Raw genomic sequence first — 16,327 nt, 5'->3', positions numbered from 1 at the left:
CAATTCGCCATGTGGCGCACCCTTCCAGCAATCGCCCTGGCTCTTGCCGTCGCGGCCGCAGCATCGCCCGCCCGGGCCGCCTGTGACGTGAAGGGCGCGCAGATCGAGGAGGCGATCGCCAAGAAGAGCGCGCTGCGCGAGGATGCCAACGCCCAGATGGTGCGCGACCTGCGGACTCTCCGGGATGCCGCGATCGTTCTCGAGACGTACAAGTTCCCCGGCGAGTGCGAAGTCCTTCTCGGGATCGTGCGGTCGCTTCTGGCCAACCCGAGCAAGACCATCGAGCAGGGCGGGGACACCGACGAGGAGAAGGCCGAGGACCTGATCGAGGCGCGCGAGCCCAAGGACGCCGCCGGCAGCCCGAAGGCCAAGTGACCCGCGACGCACGACCCGCGCACGCGGCTGCCGGCCCGGCGCCGAAGCGGTCGGTCGCGCGCCTGCGCGCCGGCGCCGTGCCCGTCAGCGCTCCTCGCCGGCACTCGCCCCGATCTTGGCGCGCGCCAGTGCCCGGCTGAGCTTGGCGGCGATCTGGTCGCGCAGCACATCGGCCATCTCGATATCCACGAGGCGCCAGCTCAGGCCGCGCAGACGCAGCCGGATGCGCGTGCGCTCGGCCCGTGAGCCCTCGGGCGGGATCGGGATCACCACGGCGCGGAACCCGCGCATCTCCAGTGCGCCGTAATAGGGCATGAGCCGTGCGAGGCTGCGGATCGCCAGTCCTTCCGGGCGCGCGCCAGCGGGCCGCTCCACGTCGAGCTTGTCGGGCCAACCGTTGGCGAGGAGATCCATCACCGTGTCGGGCGTCACCATCGTCTCGGCCAGGGCCAGGGCGAGGCCGTAGGCGGCGTCGTTGAGGCGCTGGCGGTCGCGGGGTTCCAGATCCGGATCGGTCTCGGATGCGATGCGCATCGCTGCCGTGATCTGACGGACCAGAGAGAGACGCAGCGTCCGAAAGTTGACGTGGCTCTCGACATAGGCGGCGTCGTGACGGCGCACCGCCTGCGCGAGGTCGTAGAGCGACCAGAGCGGGCTCATCGTGAAGACGAGCCACGCGAGGGCGAGGGCGAGGGGGACCGCGAGCCAGCGCACGGCCTCAGAGCCCCGTCCGCGCGCTCATGGCCGGGTCGCCCACCGATCGAGGTCGGAGAACGCCGCAACCACGCCCTCGTAGACCGGCCGCTTGAACGGGACGATGAGATCGGGGAGTTCCGAGAACCGCGCCCAGCGCCACGCGTCGAATTCCGCCTTGTGGGCGCCGCCGCCGGGGCTGAGCACGTCGATCAGGTCTTCGCTGCCCAGAAAGCCGTAGGCGAACCATTTCTGCGTCTGCCCGCGATACCGGCCCTTCCAGGCCTGCTTCATCACCGCGGGCGGCAGGTCGTAGGCGAGCCAGTCCGGAAGTTCGGCGAGGAGCTTCACCGCCTCGGGGGGCACGTTGGTCTCTTCGTAGAGTTCGCGGCGCGCAGCCGCCTCGGCCTCCTCGCCGGGATCGATGCCACCCTGTGGCATCTGCCACATGTGCGGCCCGGCAACGTGCTCGGGGCCGGCATCCTTGCTGCGACGCCCGACGAACACGCCGCCGGACGGCGCGATCAGGGTGATGCCCACGCAGGGCCGATAGGGCAGGGTGCCGTCCGGATCCGAATCCATCGTCATCGGAACGACCATAGGTCAGCCCTGGTCGATGCGGCAACGGCGCGCAAGTCTTCGGCGGTCAGGCCGCCCTCGGATCGACTCGGACGAACTCCAGGCACGCCTGCTCTCAATCCGCCGTTGAAACCCGCTTGTCGCGGGCGCCGCGGAGCGCCACGCTCGCCGGCACGAGGCGAAGACCGCGCCCGTCGATCTCCTTCGCCCAACGCGCGATCCGGTCGACGCTGAGCATCGTGCCGCTCGCCGAGACGAGGACGAAGCCGCTGGCGCGTGCTTTCGACTCCGCCTGCGCGAGGGCCGCGTCGATGGCATCCGCGCGCGGCGTCGCGTCGAGGACGATCTCGGCGCGGGCGATGGGCGTCCGGCTCTTGTTGGCCGGAGCCGTCGCGGCTTTCGGCGCCGTGCCGTCGTCGAGGAAACCCAGGCCCCGTGCGCCGATCTCGCGCAGGATCGGCTCGAAGGCGGCATCGGCCATCAGCTTGGAGCCCATGAAATTCGCGACGCCGACATAGCCCGGAAAGCGGGTCATCGCCCAGGCGAGGCGATCGGAATTCTCCGGACCCTTGAGGGCCGTCAGCAGGGTTTGCGGCCCCGGATCGCTATCCGGATAGTCGAACGGCTCCATCGGCAGCTGCAGGAAAATCTCGTGGCCGGCATCCCGGGCGCGCGCAGCCGCGCGCTCGGCCTCTCCGCCGTAGGGGAGGAAGGCGAGGCTCACGGCGGCGGGCAGGCGTGCGGTGGCGCCGGCGGTGGCAGACTGGCCAACACCCAGGCCGGTTACGACGATGGCAATGCGTGGGCCGGAGCCGGTCTCCTCGGGTCGGGCGTAGACGTCGAGGGCGCGCACGCGGCCTTCGCCGAGCTTCGGCATGAGACCGTGACGACCCGTTTCGCTGATACGCGGGTCCGGAGCGGGCGCGAGACGGGGTGCGGTGGGCCGCGGCACGCGGATCACGACCGCCTCGCTCGGTCCGCTGCCGGGCGGCCGTACCACCGTCACGCCGGATGCGGTTTCGATCTCCTCGGCGCTGCGTTGAAGCGCTGCCGTGCCCGGTGTTGTGGTGACGATCTGCGCCTGCGGGGCGGGCGGCGCCTGAACGGTCGGCCGCATCGCGGGCTCGCGCACCGCGATCGCGACTTGAACCCGGGGCTCGCCGCCCTGGGGATCGCCGAGGACAAGGACCAAACCGGTGGCCGCCGCAAAGCCGGCGGCGATCGCGGCGGCCGCCACCCGGGGCCGCCGGACAGTCGCGATCAGCCGCCCGAACCGGCCCTTGGGCTGCTCCGGCGCCTCCGCCTCCGGCACCCCGAGGGGGCGCGTGAGGATATCGTCGGTGGACTCGGTCAAGCGGATCTCGATGCGGGATCACGGCTGCCGCGCCTCCTGACGCGGCGCCGTCTCCCGGGACCATTGCTGGCCGGTATGGTTAACGTTCCGCTAACGCCCGGACCGGGAAAGAAAAATCCCGCCCGGTGGGAGGCCGGACGGGATCGGGTCGCATCTGCCGCGCGTCCGCGCGATCAGTTCGGAAGGCTGGGCTTCTGCTGCTGCGCGGCGGGCGACCCGTTGGCGGCGCCCTTCTGGATGCCGTGCAGGAAGTCGACGGCCGAGATCAACTGCTTGTCCTTGGCCGGATCCGGCGGGACGTAGGCGGAGGAACCGCCGCGCTCGTCGGTGTCCTTCTGCTTCAGGTGGCCCTTCAACCCGGCCTCGCCCTTGGTCTCGTCCTTGCCCTTCAGCTCGTCGGGAACGTCCTGCATTACCTCAACGTCCGGCTCGATGCCCTTCGCCTGGATCGAGCGGCCCGACGGGGTGTAGTAGCGCGCCGTGGTGAGCCGAAGCGCACCGGAGCCGCCGAGCGGGATGATCGACTGCACCGAGCCCTTGCCGAAGGAGCGCGTCCCCATGATGGTCGCGCGCTTGTGATCCTGCAGGGCGCCGGCCACGATCTCCGAGGCCGAGGCCGAGCCGCCGTTCACCAGAACCACGACCGGCTTGCCCTTGGTCAGGTCGCCGGCCTTGGCCGAGAAGCGCTGCGTCTCGTCCGGATTGCGGCCGCGGGTGGATACGATCTCGCCGCGGTCGAGGAACGCGTCCGACACCATCACGGCTTGGTCGAGCAGGCCGCCCGGGTTGTTGCGCAGGTCGATGACGTAGCCCTTGATCTTGTCGGCGCCGATGTCGCTCGACAGCTTGTCGATCGCCGCCCGCATGCCGTCGAAGGTCTGCTCGTTGAACTGGGTCAGGCGGATGTAGGCGACATCGCCACCCTCCACCTTCGAGCGCACCGGCTTGATCTTGATCACGTCACGGGTGAGCGTGACGTCGATCGGATCCTTCGACTCCTTGCGGGAGATCTTGAGCTTCACGCTCGAGTTCACTGGGCCGCGCATCTTGTCGACCGCCTGGTTCAGGGTCAGGCCCTGCACTTGGTCGTCGTCGATCTGCGTGATGACGTCGTTGGCGAGCAGGCCGGCCTTGGCGGCCGGCGTGTCGTCAATCGGCGTGACGACCTTGATCAGGCCGTCCTCCATGGTGACCTCGATGCCGAGCCCGCCGAACTCGCCGCGGGTGGTGGTCTGCATGTCGCGGAACGCCTTGGCGTCCATGTAGCTCGAATGCGGATCGAGGGAGGTCAGCATGCCGTTGACGGCCGCCTCGATCATCTTCGATTCGTCCGGCTTCTCCACGTAGTCGGTGCGGACCTTCTCGAAGACGTCGCCGAACAGGCTGAGCTGGCGATAGGTCTCGGCCGACGCGGCGACGGCCCGCGAACCCGACAGGAAGTCGGTCTGGGTGGCCACCATGGAAGTGCCGGCACCCAGGAAGGCGCCGAGCATGATCAGGGAAGTCTTGCGCATCAGCCGCGAACCTTCTCGCCAAGTACCGTATTGTTCGGGCTCTTCGCCCACCACGGCTCCGGATCGATGGAGCCGCCGTCCTTCTTGAACTCGACGTACAGGGTTGGATCGCCCTCGGACCCCGCGGAGCCCGCGCCCTTGTCGCCCATGCCGCCGACCGGTTCGCCCGCAAGCACGAACTGGCCGACCTCGACGCTGATCTGATCCATCCCCGCCAGCAAAAGATAGTAGCCGTCGCCAGCGTTGATGATCAAGAGTTGCCCGTAGGACCGGAACGGCCCCGCGAACTGCACCCACCCGTCCGCCGGCGAGGACACGGACGCCTTCGGACGGGTCGTAAACGACACCCCGCGGGTCGTCCCGCCATTGCCGTCGGGCTGATTGAAGCCGCGCGCCACGCGTCCGCTCACCGGGCGCGGCACTTCGCCCCGCGCCTCGGCAAAATGCACTTTCGGGGCCAGACGGGCCGGATCGCGGAACCCGGCCGCGGCGAAGCGTTCCTGGGTGACCCGTGCTTCCCGCTCGGCCGCCGCCTTGGCCTCCTCGGCGCTGCGCTTGGCGGCGACGACCTCGGCTTCCGTCCGGTCGAGCAGGTCCTTCAGGCTCTTGGCCTGCGCGCCGAGTTCGGCGGCGCGGCGGCGCTCGGCGGTGAGCCCGCTCTCGACCTCGGCCTGCCGCGCCCGGCGGGCCGCGACCAGCGCCTGGAGCCGCTGCTGCTCCCGCGCCCAGCCCGCGAGGTCGTTGGACAGGCCTTCCTTGTCCTGCGCGATCAAACCGCGCAGCCTGATCATTTCCGCGAGATCAGCCGCCAGCGTGTCCACCTCGCCGCGCAGTTCCGGCACCACCGCACCGAGCAGCATCGAGGTCCGGATCGCGGCGAGCACGTCCTCGGGGCTCACCAGCACGGCCGGCGGCGGCCGCCGGCCCATGCGCTGGAGAGCGGCCAGGATCTCCGCGACGATTCCACGCCGGCCTTGGAGCGAGTGGCGGATCGCGGCTTCGCTCTCACTCATCGCCTTCAGGCGCTCTTCCAGGCGGCTGAGCCGGTCCTCCGTGGCCTGCGCCTGCCGGCCGGCATCCAGAAGCGCGGCGTCGAGCTTGGCCCGGTCGGACCCGATGGCGGCGATTTCGGCCTCGAACTGGGTCCGCTGGCCGGCGCTGGCGGCGAGCGCATCCTGCACTCGTTTCAGGTTCTCGGCCCGCCGCACCCGTTCCTCGTCGGCGCGCTGGATGGCTGCGGCATCCGTCGGCGGCGGGGTTTCGGCCCGCGCGACCGAACCGAACGCGACGAGGGTCAGCAGGGCGAGGGCCGGGAGCGCCCGCCGGGGCGCCGGGTCCGCGGCGGAACCGATGTCGAGGATCGCCACGGCGGCTCAGCCCGCTTCGCCGCGATGATACGGGTGCCCGGCCAGGATCGTCAGAGAGCGGTAGAGCTGTTCGAAGGCGAGCACGCGCACGAGTCCGTGGGGCAGGGTGGCGGCCCCGAACGACAGGATCAGCTCCGCCTTCGTCCGAATTGAGGCGTCCAGACCGTCCGGGCCACCGATCATCACCACCAGCGCCGGACGGGCGGCATCGCGCCACGTCGCGATCCGGTCTGCGAGCGCCTCGCTCCCCAGGTCGGCGCGACCGCGCTCGTCGTAGGCGATCAGGACGCCGCCGGGCGCCAGGTGAGCCGTGATCGCGGCCGCCTCCTCGGCGCACCGGTCGACGGCCCGGCGCGCGCGGGATTCCGGGACTTCGACGCTGTCGCAGGCCGGAAAGCCGAGGCCGCGTCCGAGTTGTGCGGCGCGGTCGCGATAACGTGACGCGAGTTCGCGCTCCGGTCCGGCCTTCAGTCGCCCGACCGCCGCGAGGATCAGGCGCACGGGCGGCTCGAACCTAGCTCGCCGCGATCCCCACCGGGCGATCGGCGCCCCACATCTTCTCGAGATTGTAGAAGCCGCGAACCTCGGGGCGGAAGATGTGAACGAGCACGTCGCCGGCATCGATCAGCACCCAGTCGCAGGCCGGAAGGCCCTCGACCCGCGCGTTGCCGAAGCCGCGCGTCTTCATCTCCTGGACGATCTTGTCGGCGATCGAGCCGACGTGTCGCTGCGAGCGGCCCGACGTAATGATCATCGTATCGGCGAGCGACGTCTTGCCGGCCAGATCGATCGCGATCGTCTCCTCGGCCTTCATGTCGTCGAGGCATCCGAGGGCGAGCGCCTTCAGGTCGTCCGAACGCGCCTGACCGGGTTCGGCCGGGGTGTGGACTGGAGTGCGGATCGTCTCCGTGCGGCTGGTCTCGGGCAGAGTCCTGGTTCCTCGTTTGCCGCGCAGCGACGTCAGGCCTCGCGGGAGACCATGAAATTGGCGGTATCGGGCCTCGATTGCAACCGCGCCGCCGCGGGTCGACCCATGCTTCCGCGCATGCCCTCGCGAATCTGGGTCGACGACAGCGGCGAGCGGGGACCGTGCAGGAATACCCAGGCGGGCGGCGGCCGCAGCGCGAGGGTCGGGGCCGCCACCTCAGGAATCCGGGCGCCGACGAGGCGTCGTGCGGCCCGCGCGCTCAGCGGCGTCATGGTGAAGCCGGGCCGGTCGATGACGGCGATCGGCATCAGCCGCGCGATCTCGGAGAAGCCCTTCCAGCGGTGGAAGGTGGCGAGCGAATCGGCTCCCATGATCCAGACGAAGTGAACGCCCGGGTGCCGGCGCGTGAGGAAGCGCAGGGTCTGGACCGTGAAGCGGACGCCCAGGACCGCCTCGAAGCCGGTCACGGCGATCCGCGGATGCCGGGCGAGGCGCCGCGCCTGGGCGCAGCGCTCCGCCACGGAGGGAAGGGCGTTCCGGCTCTTCAGCGGGTTTCCGGGACTGACCAGCCACCAGACCCTATCGAGGCCGAGCCGACGCAGCGCCGAGAGGGTGACGTGCCGGTGTCCGAGATGGGCGGGGTTGAAGGATCCGCCGTAGAGGCCGATCCGCATGCCGGCGGCGGACGGCGGCAGGATCAGCCGCACGCCGGACCTTCAGCGCGGTTCACGGGCGGATCTGACCGTTGCCGTGGACGCGGTACTTGAACGTGGTCAGCTGCTCGACGCCCACCGGCCCGCGCGCGTGCATCCGCCCGGTGGCGATGCCGATCTCGGCGCCGAAACCGAATTCGCCGCCATCGGCGAACTGCGTGGAGGCGTTGTGGGTCACGATCGCCGAATCGACTTCGGCCAGGAAGCGGGTCGCCTCGGCATCGTCCTCGGTGATGATCGCGTCGGTGTGATGCGAGCCGTAGGTCTCGATATGCTCGATCGCCGCAGCGATCCCGTCGACCACGCGCACCGCAATGATCGCGTCGAGATACTCGGTATGCCAATCCTCCTCGGAGGCGGCGGTCACCCGCGGGTCGACGGCGCGCGTCTCGGCATCGCCGCGGACGGCGCAGCCGGCGTCGAGCAGCGCGTGGACCAGCGGCGCAAGATGCGTCGCCGCGCAGGCGCGGTCGACCAGCAGGGTCTCGGCGGCGCCGCAGACGCTGGTGCGCCGCATCTTGCTGTTCAGCAGAACGGTGCGCGCCATGTCGAGGTCGGCCGCCGCGGCGACGTAGACGTGGTTGATGCCGTCCAGATGGGCGAAGACCGGCACGCGCGCTTCCGCCTGGACGCGCTCCACGAGGCCACGGCCGCCCCGGGGCACGATCACGTCGACGCATCCATCGAGGCCGGCGAGCATCAGCCCGACGGCAGCGCGGTCACGGGTCGGAACCAGCTGGATCGCGTCCTCCGGAAGGCCGGCATCTGCGAGGCCGCGGCTCATGGCCCGCGCGATCGCCATGGCGCTGCGATGGCTGTCGGAGCCGGCCCGCAGGATCGCGGCATTGCCGGCCTTGAGGCACAGCGCGCCGGCATCGGCGGTCACGTTTGGGCGCGCCTCGAAGATCACGCCCACGACGCCGAGCGGCACGGCGATGCGCTCGATCAGCAATCCGTTGGGGCGCTCGATCGCGGCGAGCTGGCGCCCGACCGGATCGGCCAGCGAGCCGACCTTCTCCACCGCATCCGCGATCCCGGCGAGGCGCCCGGCATCGAGGGTGAGGCGGTCGATCAGCGCGGCGCTCTGGCCGGCGGCGCGAGCGGCGGCGACGTCCCGGGCGTTCTCGCTCAGGATCTCCTCACGGCTCGCCCGGATTCGTTCGGCGATCAGCTTGAGGGCCACGTCCTTTGTTCGCGCCGAGGCGAGCGCCATCCGGCGGGCCGCAGCGCGGGCGCGGCGGCCGATGGCGGCCATCTGCTCCGGCAGTGCGTCGGCCTCGGCGAAGTCCGATCTCAGGTTCAGGACGGGCACGCTGGCGTCCTCGCTTCGCGGCGGCCTCGACAGAGCCGCCATGGGTTCAGCGCCGTCTTTGCATATCGGGCGCCGTCCCGACAAGGGTGCCGAAGCACCGGTGGGGACAATGCTCGGATCTATGAAGATTGTAGATCCGCATAAACAGGAGGATGATTTCTAGAACAATGCCAAATCATCCCGGTGCACCATCCAGGCGCGGCCGGGATAGTTCAACAGTTCCGGGATGCGCGCGCTCGGATGACCGATGATCAGTGCGGCTTCGGCGCTGTCATACGCGACCAGACCGCGCCCGAGGATCCGCCCCTCAGGATCCCGGATCATCACGGCGTCGCCGCGCGAGAAGTTGCCCTCGATCGCCCGGACACCGACCGGGAGCAGGCTGGCTCCGCTGCGCAGGGCCTGCAGGGCGCCCGTGTCGATCGTGAGGGTGCCCCGCGGCTCCAGCGAGCCCGCGATCCAGGTCTTCCGGGCCGCTGTGGGGGTGGAGCCGGACAGGAACCACGTGCAGCGCGCGCCCTCCCGCACGGCCTTCAGCGGGTTCTTTCCGCGTCCGTCGGCGATCACGAGGTGCGTGCCTCCGGAGGCCGCGATCTTGGCCGCCTCGACCTTGGTGCGCATGCCACCCCGCGACAGCTCGGAGGCCGGGCCGCCGGCCATGGCCTCGATCTCGGGCGTGATGCGCTCGACTACGGCGAGGTGGCGGGCCTCCGGATCGCTCTGAGGCGGCGCTGTGTAAAGTCCGTCGATGTCCGAGAAAAGGACCAGTACGTCGGCGTCGATCATGGTGGCGACCCGCGCGGCGAGCCGGTCGTTGTCGCCGTAGCGGATCTCGGAGGTCGCCACCGTGTCGTTCTCGTTGACCACCGGCACTGCGCGCATCTCGAGGAGCTTCAGGACGGTCGCCCGGGCGTTGAGGTAGCGGCGGCGCTCTTCGGTGTCCTGGGGCGTCACCAGGATCTGCCCGGCGACGATCCCGTGATGGCCTAGCGCTTCGGCCCAGTGTCGCGCCAGGGTGATCTGACCCACCGAGGCCGCGCCCTGGCTCTCCTCCAGGCGCAGGGCGCCGGGCGGCAGCCCGAGCACCGTCCGGCCCAGGGCGATGCTTCCCGATGACACGACGAGAACATCGACGCCGCGCGCGTGCAGCTCGGCGATGTCTTCGGCCAGGGCCGCGAGCCAGGCGTGCCGCAAGCGGCCGGCGGCTCGGTCCACCAAGAGGGCCGAGCCGACCTTGATGACCACGCGGCGGAATTCTTCGAGGGCAGGGATCATGTTTCTAGCAGAGGCGCGCCGACAGGAGCGGTTTGAACGAAGAGCAGACCCTTGAACAGCCGCCCGGACACACGGGTGCAGGCCGCGATCTCGCGCCGGCCGGCCTCGAAGCCGCGGACGTCTCAGCGACCTCGAACGCGCGCCTGACGCCCCGGCAGAGGCATCCTGGTCACGGTTGCCAAGCCGCCACCGGCTGCCGCTCCGCCTCCGCGCTGGCGTCGATTTCGGCCTGGAGCGCCCGAAGCGCCTCTGGCACGCCCTTGCGGCTCGCCGAGGACAGGACCAGCGGCGCGCGACCGGCCGCGCGCTTCAGCTTGGCCACCTGACTCTTGAGCGTCTCGGCATCGAGGGCATCGGCCTTGGAGAGTGCCACGACCTCGGGCTTCTCGGCGAGACCGTTGCCGTAGGCCTCGATCTCGCCGCGGACCAGCTTGTAGGTCTTGCCGGAATGCTCGCTCGTGCCGTCCACGAGATGCAGCAGCACGCGGCAGCGCTCGACATGGGCGAGGAATCGGTCTCCGAGCCCGACGCCCTCATGGGCGCCCTCGATCAGACCGGGGATATCGGCGAGTACGAATTCGCGCCCATCCGAGCGCACGACCCCGAGGCCGGGGTGCAGGGTCGTGAACGGATAGTCGGCGATCTTGGGCTTGGCCGCCGTGACGCTCGCCAGGAAGGTCGATTTGCCGGCGTTCGGCAACCCGACAAGGCCGGCATCGGCGATCAGCTTGAGCCGCAGCCAGATCCACATCTCCTGGCCTTCCAGGCCGGGATTGGCGTGCTTCGGGGCGCGGTTGGTCGAGGTCGTGAAATAGGCGTTGCCGAAGCCGCCGTTGCCGCCCTTCGCGAGGCGGATCCTCTGTCCGACCTCGGTCAGGTCGGCGAGCAGGGTCTCGCCATCTTCGGCGAAGATCTGCGTGCCGGCAGGAACCTTCAAAACCGTGTCGGAGCCGTTGGCGCCGTGGCAGTTCGAGCCCATGCCGTGCTCGCCCTTCTTGGCCTTGAAGTGCTGCTGGTAGCGGTAGTCGATCAGGGTGTTGAGCCCCTCGACGCACTCCACCCAGACATCGCCGCCGCGTCCGCCGTCGCCGCCGTTCGGGCCGCCGAACTCGATGAACTTTTCCCGCCGGAACGAGACGCAGCCGGGACCGCCGTCACCGGAGCGGACATAGACCTTGGCTTCGTCGAGGAACTTCACGGCTCGAATCCCTAATCGGGTGCGGATCCGCGACCCGCACCATCATCCAGTCGGCGGTCGCCGGCAACCGCCGGCCCCGCCTGACCGCCTCAGGCGGCCCGTGTCATGGCTTCTGTCATGGCCGGCGTCTCAGCCGGCTCGGAAACCGACATCAGCCACTGTCGCCGCTCCAGTCGGAACAGATCCACGGGCAATGCCTCGCCTCGCGCCGGAAAATCCCGGGTCCCCGTGCCGGACTGCTGGAAACCGCACGCCTCCAGAACGCGCCGGGATGCCGGATTGACGGTCCGCGCCGACGCGGCGAGCTCCTCTCCGCCGGCGTATGCGAAGAACGCGTGGCAGAGCGCTGAGACCCCCTCGCGCATCAGCCCGTTGCCCCAGAAGGGCTGACCGAGCCAATAGCCGAGTTCGGGCACCGCGCCGATCCCATCGTGGATGCTGACGATTCCGATCAACTTCGCCGGCGCTGCGCGCAGCGCCAGGGCGAGGGTCAGGCCGGTTCCGGCGGCGTTCCCGGCACGGGCCTGGAGCAGGAAGGCATCCACAACCGGGGCTGGGAGCGGGTTCGGAACCCGTGCCAGCATCGCGGCGACGGAGGGATCGCCGGCGAGATTCAGGATCGCGGCCCGGTCCTTGGCAGTGGGCCAACGCAGCCACAGCCGCCGGGTCTCGATGCGGAAGACGTCATCACGGGTCAGATCGGGGAACATCGTGCCCTCGCAGGGCGGCGTTCCCGGCTCCGGGGCACCGCCTCAAGACGACGAAGGGGAGGATGGCGTCCCATCCTCCCCGGTGTTCCGTCCGAACCGGCCCGTCAGGGGCTCGGGAACGACGTCTCCGGTCCGGTGTGGGACACCGGGCGGGACGCCAGCTTCGCCGCTTGGGCGCCCGCCTGTTATTCCGCGGCCTCGGCCAGCGGCGCTACGGCCACGAAGGCGCGCCCGCGGCGCGTCTCGAAGCGGACATGGCCCGGTACCAGCGCGAAGAGCGTGTGGTCCTTACCCATGCCGACATTGGCGCCGGGATGCCATTTGGTGCCGCGCTGACGCACGATAATGTTGCCCGGAATCACAGCTTCCGCGCCGAACTTCTTAACGCCGAGGCGCCGGCCTTCCGAATCGCGACCGTTGCGGGACGAGCCGCCTGCCTTTTTGTGTGCCATGGGATGAACTCCGAATTCTGATGGGTTTGATGCGGTCGCGGATCAGGTCCTCAGGGACCCTGACGCGCCCAGCGTCTGACGTGCGTCAGGCCGAAATGCCGGTGATGCGCACGACCGTGTGGTCCTGCCGGTGGCCGCGCTTCCGGCGCGAGTTCTGCCGGCGGCGCTTCTTGAAGGCGATGACCTTCTTGTCGCGGCCGTGGCGCACGATCTCGCCGGTGACGCTGATGCCCGACAGGGTCGGGGCACCGACCTGGGTCGCGCCTGCGCCGTCGGCGAACAGGAGGACCTCGCCGAAGGTCACGGCCTCGCCGGCCTCGCCCGCCAGAGTGGCGATGGTGATGGTGTCGTTGGCGGCGACGCGGTACTGCTTACCACCCGTCTTAATGACTGCGAACATCGTTCTCTCGTGTTCTCGAACGGCCTCCGGGGCGGCTGCCCCTGGACCGGCTTCTTGTTTGAAGTCATTGCACGGGCTGGAGCCCGGACAACGCGAAACGCGCGGACCCCGAATGAGGCCGCGCGCCATGCGGGGTCACTACGGGGGTGGCTGCATCCTGTCAATCCTTGAGGCCGTGCGGCGCGGGCGAGCAGTGGTGCGCGGCCGGATCATCGGATCGGCGCGCCGGTCGCCAGGATTCCCTTGGCGACGGTACCCTCCGGGCCGAACGACGCCAGCGCCGCGGTGCACCAGGCCTCGCGGCCGTCCGCCGCGAGCTGCTGGCGCACCTGCGTGGCGCGGGTCCGCAGCTTCTCCTGCAACATGGGTTCCTGGCTGGCATTCACGCGCGCGGCGAGACGGAGCGTGGTGAGCTGTCCGGCCCGCACCTGGACGCCGGGACACGCCTGCTCGGCGATGATGGTGGTGGCCGCCGCCGCCGCGTAATTGTCCAGGGGCGAGGTCGCGGCCGCAGGCGCGGTCGGCTGGGCCGGCGCCGGAGCCTGGGCGCAGACCGACCCGGTGACGGCCAGGGCCAGGATCGTCCCGAGGACACTGGGCTTCCGCACGGCTCAAACCTCCACGGTGGTGCCGACCTGCGCGGTGATGCGCCCGTAATGCTCGGGGCGGCGATGCCGGGCGAAGTCGAAGATCGTGCTCTTGCCGAATGCGCAGGCGGCAAAGTCGCAGGACGCCGTGATCAGCTCGTCGTCCTCCGTCTCGGCCCTGGCGATCACGACGCCGTCGGGATCGACGATGATCGAGCCCCCCATCAGCGGATGTCCGTCCTCGAGGCCGGCCTTCGCGACCCCGATCACGTAGGTCGCGTTCTGGTAGGCGCCCGCCTGGAGCGACAGGTCGGAGTGAAACAGGCGTTTCGCCAGCCCCTCGGCGCCGTTCTGGCTGTTCACCGACGGAGTGTTGTAGCCGATCATGACCAGCTCGACGCCCTGCAGACCGAGGCACCGATAGGTCTCGGGCCAGCGCCGATCGTTGCAGATCGCCATGCCCATCACGACGCCCTCGTTGCGCCAGACCGGGAAGCCGAGATCGCCGGGCTCGAAGTAGCGCTTCTCCAGGTGCTGGTGCGTCCGCTCCGGATCGTAGTCGCTGTGCCCCGGCAGGTGGATCTTCCGGTAGGTGCCGATGATCCGGCCCGCCCGGTCGGTCAGGATCGCGGTGTTGAAGCGCCGGCCCTCCGGCGTCAGCTCGGCGTAGCCGAAGGAGATCGCGATCCGCAGGTCCCGTGCCCGGTCGAAGAGGGGAGCCGTGGCGGCATTCGGCATGGCGCGCTCGAAGTACCGGTCGGCCTCGGCGAGATCCGCCATGTACCAGCGCGGGAAGAAGGTGGTCAGCGCCAGCTCGGGATACACCAGCATCTCGACGCCCGCGGCCGCGGCCCGCTCAAGCAGGGCGATCATCCGGGCGACGACGGCGTCGCGGCCGTCGCCCCGCTGGATCGGACCCATCTGGGCGCCGCCGACGACGAGCTTGGTCATGCCTGGCCATCCTTCTGCTGCGGTGCCGCGACGGCGGCTGGCGACACCCGGCTTTGCAGGGCGTCACCGGTTCGGTCAGGGCGCGGCCTTGAACTCGCCCTCGATGCGCAGGCTCACCTCGTCACCGAGCTGCGGCAGATAGGCGTTGATGCCGAATTCGGAGCGCTTGATGACCGCCCGTCCGTCAAAGCCCACCGTATAGCGCTGATCCACCGGATGGATGCCGGCCTGATTGAAGGTCGCGTCGATCGCGAAGGGCCGGACGGCGCCGCGCAGGTTCAGATCGCCCGTGATCCGAGCCGTGGTCGGGCTGGTGGGTTCGACCTTGGTGGCCGTGAACGTAGCGGTCGGAAACTTGACCGTATCGAAGAAGTCGGGCGCCGCAAGGTGCTCGTTCAGCCGCTGGCTGCCGGTGATCACGCCGCCCAGGGGCACGCTCACCTCCAGTCGGCTCTTCTCGGGGGCCTTCGGATCGAGCTCGAGTTTGCCCGCCACGCCGGTGAACTGACCGTAATAGGTCGAGTAGCCGAGATGCGAGACCGACCACGTGATCTTCCCGTGATCCGGATCGAGCACGTAGGTGCCCGGCCGCACCTGGGTCGGGTCTGCACTGGGCGCCACCGAAGCGGCCGGATCGTCCGCCGCCCGGGCTGAACCGACGCTCAGCAGGCCGATCAGGGCGAGAAGTGGCGCGCGCATGGTCATCCCCCAAGGCCCGGCCAAGCTCGGCCGACGCAGCGCCCGTAGTTTCATGAACGTCCCGCGCGCTCAAGCATGTCTGGCGGAGGGCGCCGCGCTTCTGTAGGCATCCCGCGACAGCGGCAGGCGTGGCATGATCGGCAAGCTCAGGGGCGTCGTGGATTCGTTCGGCGAGGACTTCGTGATCCTCGACGTCTCCGGGGTCGGCTACATCGCGCATTGCTCGGCGCGGACGCTGCAGCGCATGCCCAAGGTCGGCGAGCCCGCAGAGCTGTCGATCGAGACGCATGTCCGCGAGGATATGATCCGGCTCTACGGTTTCCGCTCGGATGCCGAGCGGGAGTGGTTCCGCCTGCTCCAGACCGTGCAGGGCGTCGGCGCACGGGTCGCGCTCGGCGTGCTGTCGGTGCTGGAACCCGACGCCTTGGCGGGCGCGATCGCCACCGGCGACAAGGGCGCGATCAGCCGGGCTCCCGGCGTCGGACCGCGGCTGGCGGCTCGGCTGGCGGCCGAGCTGAAGGACAAGGCTCCGGCCTTCGCGCCGCTCGATCCGGCGCTGGTCGCGCTGGCGGGCGCCGTCGCAGAGGGCGCGGCGCCTCAGCCAGTGGCCGACGCCGTCTCGGCCCTGATCAATCTCGGCTACCCGCAGGTCCAGGCGGCCGCCGCCATCACCGCGGCCGTCAAGGCCGCAGGGGAGGGCGCCGAGGCCAAAGTGCTGATCCGGCTCGGCCTGCGCGAACTCGCCCGCTGACACCCAACAAAACAGTTGGGGCACGGTTGAATCGGCTGCCCTTGACCCGCGAAGGCCGCGGTGCCATGTCGACCGCGGCCAATAAAGCATTGAAAAGCCAGCTAGTTTTCAATTCTTCTAAACTGCCGCGAGTACCCAGAGGGGTCATAGACGACCCTTCTGGACGCGGGGATGACGGGATTTGCGGCGCGCATGATCGTCTGTTCTTGTAACGTCTTATCGGACGGCGCTGTCCGCAGCTGCCTTGCGCCCGGTCCCGGATGCCCCAGGACCCCCGCCCAGGTTTATGCTTGCCTGGGCTGCAGCCCGAAATGCGGGCGCTGCGCCCGGACGATCCGTTCGATCATGCAGAATGCCCTGGGCGAAGCGTCGCATGTGGAGGGCAGCCATGCCTGCACGACGACTTGCGCGAGCGCCTGCAGTTTGGTGAAGTTCCAGATTGCGGATGAGGGAGTCGCGGCCTGATGCT

At 69.8% G+C, this 16,327-nt stretch carries 20 protein-coding genes; 3 read left to right on the top strand and 17 right to left on the bottom strand.

The annotated features are described in order from the left end of the window. Nucleotides 1-9: 9 nt before the first annotated feature. On the top strand, nucleotides 10-375 hold the full coding sequence (locus ACXJKQ_RS07165; RefSeq protein WP_457105069.1) for a photosystem reaction center subunit H: 366 nt from the start codon (nucleotides 10-12) through the stop codon (nucleotides 373-375). Between the two features lie 84 nt (nucleotides 376-459). On the opposite strand, the gene ACXJKQ_RS07160 is transcribed toward ACXJKQ_RS07165, so the two are convergent. The 17 genes from ACXJKQ_RS07160 to ACXJKQ_RS07080 all read right to left on the bottom strand — a co-directional run bounded on the left by ACXJKQ_RS07160 (nucleotide 460) and on the right by ACXJKQ_RS07080 (nucleotide 15,107). Then, nucleotides 460-1,089, bottom strand: coding sequence for a DUF2939 domain-containing protein (locus ACXJKQ_RS07160; protein ID WP_457105068.1), 630 nt, complete (start codon nucleotides 1,087-1,089; stop codon nucleotides 460-462). A 24-nt stretch (nucleotides 1,090-1,113) separates the two neighbouring features. Then, entirely contained in the window at nucleotides 1,114-1,668 is a 555-nt protein-coding gene (locus ACXJKQ_RS07155) for an RNA pyrophosphohydrolase (protein WP_457105067.1), read from the bottom strand. Nucleotides 1,669-1,762: 94 nt separating this feature from the next. Continuing rightward, entirely contained in the window at nucleotides 1,763-3,001 is a 1,239-nt protein-coding gene (locus tag ACXJKQ_RS07150) for a divergent polysaccharide deacetylase family protein (RefSeq protein ID WP_457105066.1), read from the bottom strand. A 173-nt stretch (nucleotides 3,002-3,174) separates the two neighbouring features. Next, nucleotides 3,175-4,515, bottom strand: coding sequence for a S41 family peptidase (locus ACXJKQ_RS07145; protein ID WP_457105065.1), 1,341 nt, complete (start codon nucleotides 4,513-4,515; stop codon nucleotides 3,175-3,177). Next, entirely contained in the window at nucleotides 4,515-5,882 is a 1,368-nt protein-coding gene (locus ACXJKQ_RS07140; RefSeq protein ID WP_457105064.1) for a murein hydrolase activator EnvC family protein, read from the bottom strand. Before ACXJKQ_RS07140 ends, ACXJKQ_RS07145 begins: the two co-directional genes overlap by 1 nt. Before the next feature lie 6 nt (nucleotides 5,883-5,888). After that, nucleotides 5,889-6,383, bottom strand: coding sequence for a 23S rRNA (pseudouridine(1915)-N(3))-methyltransferase RlmH (gene rlmH / locus ACXJKQ_RS07135; RefSeq protein WP_457105063.1), 495 nt, complete (start codon nucleotides 6,381-6,383; stop codon nucleotides 5,889-5,891). A gap of 13 nt (nucleotides 6,384-6,396) precedes the next feature. Continuing rightward, on the bottom strand, nucleotides 6,397-6,783 hold the full coding sequence (gene rsfS / locus ACXJKQ_RS07130) for a ribosome silencing factor (protein ID WP_457105091.1): 387 nt from the start codon (nucleotides 6,781-6,783) through the stop codon (nucleotides 6,397-6,399). Between the two features lie 59 nt (nucleotides 6,784-6,842). Continuing rightward, on the bottom strand, nucleotides 6,843-7,517 hold the full coding sequence (locus tag ACXJKQ_RS07125; protein WP_457105062.1) for a nicotinate-nucleotide adenylyltransferase: 675 nt from the start codon (nucleotides 7,515-7,517) through the stop codon (nucleotides 6,843-6,845). A gap of 19 nt (nucleotides 7,518-7,536) precedes the next feature. After that, nucleotides 7,537-8,835 carry a glutamate-5-semialdehyde dehydrogenase gene (locus tag ACXJKQ_RS07120; RefSeq protein ID WP_457105061.1) on the bottom strand — a complete coding sequence of 433 codons (1,299 nt, stop codon included), beginning with the start codon at nucleotides 8,833-8,835 and terminating at the stop codon, nucleotides 7,537-7,539. Nucleotides 8,836-8,994: 159 nt separating this feature from the next. Further along, the gene (proB, locus tag ACXJKQ_RS07115; protein ID WP_457105060.1) at nucleotides 8,995-10,110 is read right to left on the bottom strand and encodes a glutamate 5-kinase; all 1,116 of its coding nucleotides are present in this window, start codon (nucleotides 10,108-10,110) and stop codon (nucleotides 8,995-8,997) included. 169 nt (nucleotides 10,111-10,279) lie between these two features. Further along, nucleotides 10,280-11,308, bottom strand: coding sequence for a GTPase ObgE (gene obgE, locus ACXJKQ_RS07110; RefSeq protein WP_457105059.1), 1,029 nt, complete (start codon nucleotides 11,306-11,308; stop codon nucleotides 10,280-10,282). 89 nt (nucleotides 11,309-11,397) lie between these two features. Beyond that, a complete protein-coding gene (locus ACXJKQ_RS07105) occupies nucleotides 11,398-12,018 on the bottom strand; it encodes a GNAT family N-acetyltransferase (RefSeq protein ID WP_457105058.1) in 621 nt (206 codons plus the stop codon). 185 nt (nucleotides 12,019-12,203) lie between these two features. Continuing rightward, a complete protein-coding gene (gene rpmA, locus ACXJKQ_RS07100; protein ID WP_457105057.1) occupies nucleotides 12,204-12,470 on the bottom strand; it encodes a 50S ribosomal protein L27 in 267 nt (88 codons plus the stop codon). Between the two features lie 85 nt (nucleotides 12,471-12,555). Continuing rightward, a complete protein-coding gene (gene rplU / locus ACXJKQ_RS07095) occupies nucleotides 12,556-12,870 on the bottom strand; it encodes a 50S ribosomal protein L21 (RefSeq protein ID WP_238286425.1) in 315 nt (104 codons plus the stop codon). Between the two features lie 209 nt (nucleotides 12,871-13,079). Next, nucleotides 13,080-13,478, bottom strand: coding sequence for a hypothetical protein (locus ACXJKQ_RS07090; protein WP_457105056.1), 399 nt, complete (start codon nucleotides 13,476-13,478; stop codon nucleotides 13,080-13,082). A gap of 3 nt (nucleotides 13,479-13,481) precedes the next feature. Then, nucleotides 13,482-14,408: an N-carbamoyl-D-amino-acid hydrolase gene (locus ACXJKQ_RS07085; RefSeq protein ID WP_457105055.1), complete on the bottom strand. Its 927-nt coding sequence runs from the start codon at nucleotides 14,406-14,408 to the stop codon at nucleotides 13,482-13,484. A gap of 75 nt (nucleotides 14,409-14,483) precedes the next feature. Then, nucleotides 14,484-15,107, bottom strand: a complete 624-nt coding sequence (locus ACXJKQ_RS07080; protein ID WP_457105054.1) for a YceI family protein — start codon at nucleotides 15,105-15,107, stop codon at nucleotides 14,484-14,486. A gap of 133 nt (nucleotides 15,108-15,240) precedes the next feature. Between ACXJKQ_RS07080 and ruvA the strand changes: the two genes are divergently transcribed. Together ruvA and ACXJKQ_RS07070 are read left to right on the top strand one after the other, a co-directional pair. After that, entirely contained in the window at nucleotides 15,241-15,858 is a 618-nt protein-coding gene (gene ruvA, locus ACXJKQ_RS07075; protein WP_457105053.1) for a Holliday junction branch migration protein RuvA, read from the top strand. Between the two features lie 192 nt (nucleotides 15,859-16,050). Next, entirely contained in the window at nucleotides 16,051-16,323 is a 273-nt protein-coding gene (locus ACXJKQ_RS07070; RefSeq protein WP_457105090.1) for a (2Fe-2S)-binding protein, read from the top strand. The last annotated feature ends 4 nt before the right edge of the window (nucleotides 16,324-16,327 follow it).

The organism is Methylobacterium sp. P5_C11 (assembly GCF_054049775.1).
Note: the sequence above shows the minus strand (reverse complement) of the source record. Positions and strands in the feature narration are given on the sequence as shown.